Source organism: Pseudomonas putida (assembly GCF_028682635.1).
Classification (GTDB): domain Bacteria; phylum Pseudomonadota; class Gammaproteobacteria; order Pseudomonadales; family Pseudomonadaceae; genus Aquipseudomonas; species Aquipseudomonas putida_AE.
Genome location: NZ_JANHLK010000011.1, coordinates 220,262 through 224,638, shown reverse-complemented (window position 1 = coordinate 224,638; position 4,377 = coordinate 220,262). Strand labels below are relative to the sequence as shown.

General features: G+C 62.2%; 3 protein-coding genes. 2 read left to right on the top strand and 1 reads right to left on the bottom strand.

The features are described 5' to 3' along the window. Window positions 1–9: 9 nt before the first annotated feature. Window positions 10–1,830: a glycoside hydrolase family 15 protein gene (locus tag NPS56_RS16200; protein WP_274075518.1), complete on the bottom strand. Its 1,821-nt coding sequence runs from the start codon at window positions 1,828–1,830 to the stop codon at window positions 10–12. Between the two features lie 242 nt (window positions 1,831–2,072). On the opposite strand from NPS56_RS16200, the gene NPS56_RS16195 reads away from it, so the two are divergent. Together NPS56_RS16195 and NPS56_RS16190 are read left to right on the top strand one after the other, a co-directional pair. Next, entirely contained in the window at window positions 2,073–3,245 is a 1,173-nt protein-coding gene (locus NPS56_RS16195; RefSeq protein ID WP_274075517.1) for an MFS transporter, read from the top strand. 169 nt (window positions 3,246–3,414) lie between these two features. Beyond that, complete coding sequence (locus NPS56_RS16190) at window positions 3,415–4,149, top strand: thioesterase II family protein (RefSeq protein ID WP_274075516.1); 735 nt, start codon at window positions 3,415–3,417, stop codon at window positions 4,147–4,149. Window positions 4,150–4,377: the final 228 nt, after the last annotated feature.

The window sequence follows — 4,377 nt, the reverse complement described above, 5'->3', positions numbered from 1 at the left end:
GAAACGGTTTCACGGCTGCCAAACACTCTTTTCGCCACTCAATTTCCTGTCCAGAAAACACGCCGCGCTTATTAACGCAAGGTGCGTCAGTGCCTGCGGGGTATTACCCATGTGCCGCGCGTGGCTGTCGAATTCTTCGGCGTACAACCCCAGTGGATTGGCGTACCTGAGCAGTTGTTCGAATTCCAGATGAGCCTGTTCCACCCGACCGGCACGGGCCAGGCATTCGACGTACCAGAATGAGCACGCGGCGAAGGCGCCTTCGGTGCCGGGCAGGCCGTCGATGTGGTTGTCGTCATTGTGGTAGCGGTAGACCATGCCGTCGCGCACCAGGTTTTTCTCGATGGCGTCGAGGGTCGCGAGCCAGCGCGGGTCCTTGGCGCTGACGAAGCGCACCAGCGGCATCAGCAGCATCGAACCGTCGAGGCCGGTGCCGCCGAGGTGCTGCACGAAGTGTCCGCGTTCTTCGTTCCAGAAGTTGTCCCAGATGTCCGAGTAGATGGCCTGACGCGTCTGGTCCCAGCGGGCGAATGGCGCGGGCAACGAGCGTTTCGAGGCGAGACGGATTGCCCGGTCCAGGGCGACCCAGCACATCAGTCGCGAGTGCAGGAAATGGTGCTGTTCGCCGCGCATTTCCCAGATCCCGACGTCCTCCTGCTGCCAGGTTTCGCAGACCTGATCGATCACTTCCACGGTGTGCTTCCAGCCCTCGTGGGAAATGGCTTCGCCGTATTTGTTGACCAGGTACACCGCGTCCATCAGCTCGCCGAAAATATCGAGCTGGACCTGGGCGTAGGCCAGGTTGCCGATGCGCACCGGCGTGGCGCCGCCGTGGCCGGACAGGTGCGCGAGTTCGATTTCCGGCAGTTCCTGGCGGCCGTCGATGCCATACAGGATATTGAGTTTCATCGGTTTGCCCTGGCAATCGCTGACCCGCCCACGCAACCAGCGCATATAGGCGTTGGCCTCTTCGGTGAAACCCAGGCGCATGAAGGCGTAGACGGTGAAGGACGCGTCGCGGATCCAGGTGTAGCGGTAATCCCAGTTGCGTTCGCCGCCAGTGACTTCCGGCAGGCCGAAGGTCGCCGCAGCGAGGATTGCGCCGTGTTTGCGCGACGTCAGCAGCTTCATCGCCAGGGCCGAGCGGTTGACCATTTCCCGCCAGCGGCCTCGGTAATTGGACTGGCCGATCCAGTCGCGCCAGAACTTCAGCGTGCGTTCCAGGCACAGTGTGGCCGCCCCTTCCTTGAAGCGCGGGTCGTCGATGTCGCCAAGGAGGAACTCGGCGGTCTGGTCTTGCTTGAGCGTGAATTCGGCGACCGCTGCCTGGCCTTCGATGCGCATGACCTGATCCGTCGCCAGGCGCAGGGACGGCTGATCGGCGGCTTCGAAGATCACGTCCTGTTTATCCAGGCGGGCGAGGGTGCGGGCGCGCGCGTAGTCATGGCGCACGGCGCAGCGCAGGTTGAACGTCGCTTGGCCGCTGACTACCCGGACCCGACGCATCAGCACGGGCAGGTTGTCTTCGGTGTCGCCGATGGGCAGCAGGTCGGTGATTTCCACCACGGCGCGATCGCTGAGCCAGCGGGTTTGCAGGACGTTGGTGTCGGGCAGGTAGATTTGCTCGCGGCGAGCGTCAGGCAGGTCCGGGGACAGCTGGAAAATACCGGCCTCGGGCGTGTCCAGCAGCGAACAGAAAATCGACGGGCTGTCGAATTCCGGCCAGCAGAAAAAATCCACGCTGCCTTTGTCATTGACCAGCGCGGCGCTGCGCATGTCGCCGATGATGCCGTGGGCGTCGATGGGGCTTTGGCGTTCGTGGTCGGGCATTGGGGCTCCGGGAGCTGAGGGCCTAAATAGCTGACTGGTCTTGGCGGGCTGGAGTTCATTTTGCGGTGACTGTTCTGGCCCTATCGCCAGCAGGCTGGCTCCCACCTTGGATGGGTGTACATCAGTCATTGTGGGAGCCAGCCTGCTGGCGATGGGGCTTTCACATTCAAGCAACAATTGGCTGCTTTCCCCTCGATCAGTGTTTATGGCAATTTGCAGGCCCTTGTCGAGACCTCAGACCCATGGCCAACCCCTACCGCGATCTGTTCGATGCACCTGGCAGCGGCGCCTTCGTGCTGGCCGGGATGATCGCGCGCATGCCGATTTCCATGACCGGTATCGGCCTGATCACCATGCTCTCGCAGTTGCAGGGTGGTTACGGTTTGGCGGGTGCAGTGGCGGCGACGTTCGCGCTGGCGACAGCGTTTTGTGCACCGCAGGTGTCGCGGCTGGTGGACCGTTTTGGTCAGCGCCGGATCTTGCCGGTGTCAGCGCTGATCGGGGGCGGGGCGCTGTTGATGGTGCTGCTCTGCACCCGTTTGCAGGCACCACAGTGGACGTTGTTTGTGTTCGCCGCGATCGCCGGCTGTATGCCGAGCATGTCAGCGATGGTTCGGGCGCGCTGGACCGAGCTCTATCGCGGCCAGCCGCAACTGCAAACCGCCTACGCCCTGGAGTCGGTGCTGGACGAAGTCTGCTTCATCGTCGGGCCACCCTTGTCGGTGGGGTTGTGCGTGGTGGCGTTCCCCGAGGCGGGGCCGTTGGCGGCGTTGCTGATGCTGGCGATCGGGGTCACGGCGTTCGTGTTGCAACGCGGCACCGAGCCGCCGGTGCATCCCCACGAAGAACAGCATGCCGCATCGATCATCCACTCCGTGGACATCCAGTGGCTGATGCTGTTGATGGTCGCCATGGGCACCATCGTCGGTGTGGTGGATGTGGTCAGCGTGGCCTTCGCCCAGCAACAGGGCCAGCCAGCCGCAGCGAGCATCGTGTTGTCGGTGTATGCGATCGGTTCGTGCCTGGCGGGGTTGGCGTTCGGCGCGTTGCGCTCGAAAGTGCCGCTGCCGCGCTTGTTTCTCTATGGTGGAGTGGCGACGGCGGTGACGACCTTGCCGCTGCTGCTGGCGGTGAACATTCTCGGGTTGTCCCTGGCGGTGTTTGTTGCCGGGCTGTTTTTTGCCCCGACGTTGATTGTCGCCATGGCCCTGGTGGAGCAGATCGTGCCGCCGGCCAAACTCACTGAAGGCCTGACCTGGTTGGTCACCGGGCTGAGCATTGGCGTGGCGATCGGCGCGGCGGGGTCGGGGTGGCTGGTGGATGCGTTCGGGGCGCGGAGCGGGTTTTGGCTGGCGATTGCGGCGGGGGGTGTCGTCCTCGGTTCCGCGATCCAAAGCTATCGCCATTTGAAATAAAGCATTTACCTGTAGGAGCGAGCTTGCTCGCGATGGAGTGTCAGGCGACACCGATGTGTCTGACATACCATCGCGAGCAGGCTCGCTCCCACAGGGGGGGATTCATCCGACTAATTCTCCTTGGCGCTTATCCGTTCTCTTACCTAGACAACATTTCGAGGTAAGCCCCGTGACCCCGCTGACATTGCTGTGCCTGCCCTATTCCGGCGCGAGTGCCATGGTCTATAGCCGCTGGCGGCGCAAGCTGCCGGAGTGGATCAAGCTGCAACCGGTGGAACTGCCGGGGCGGGGTGCCCGTTTCGGCGAGCCATTGCATACCGACATGCGTCGTCTGGCGCTGCAGCTCGCACAGGAACAAAAAACCACGCTCAAGGCGCCGTATGCCCTGTTCGGCCACAGCCTGGGTGCGCTGCTCGCTTGCGAAATGGCCCACGCCTTGCGCTCGCTTGGCTGCCCGGAACCGGTGGCGCTCTTTGCCTCGGGCACGGCGGCGCCAACCCTGCGCGAGGACTACGACCGTGGATTTGCCGAACCCAAATCCGATGCCGAGTTGATCGAGCAGTTGCGCAGCCTCAACGGCACCAGCGAAGAAGTCCTGGCCAACGAAGAGTTGATGAGCCTGACGTTGCCAATCCTGCGCGCCGACTTCCAGTTGTGCGGGCGCTTCGAGCCGATGCAGCGACCGCTGCTCAAATGCCCGGTGCACGTGCTCGGCGGCAAGGCGGACCGGGCAACGACCGAACAACTGATGGGCTGGCGCAAGGAAACCCACGGCAGCTTTTCCGTGGACATGTTGGCGGGTGGGCATTTTTTCATTCATGAGCATGAGGCCAAGGTGCTCAAGGTGATCAAGGATCAGCTTGAAGTTCATCATCGTCGGCACGCCATGGCCGCTGTGGGTTAACCCAATCGCAAACATTACCGAATCCCTGTGGGAGCGAGCTTGCTCGCGATAACGGAGTGTCAGTCGACATCAATGGTGTCTGATACACCTCTATCGCGAGCAAGCCCGCTCCCACAATGTTTTGCCATCCTGATACTTATTCTCATTCGCTAATTTTTCCCGTCTGCATTCGTTTTATAGGGACGACGCGCCTTTGTGCTTCCTGCCTACTGATCCGGATGCTGAGAA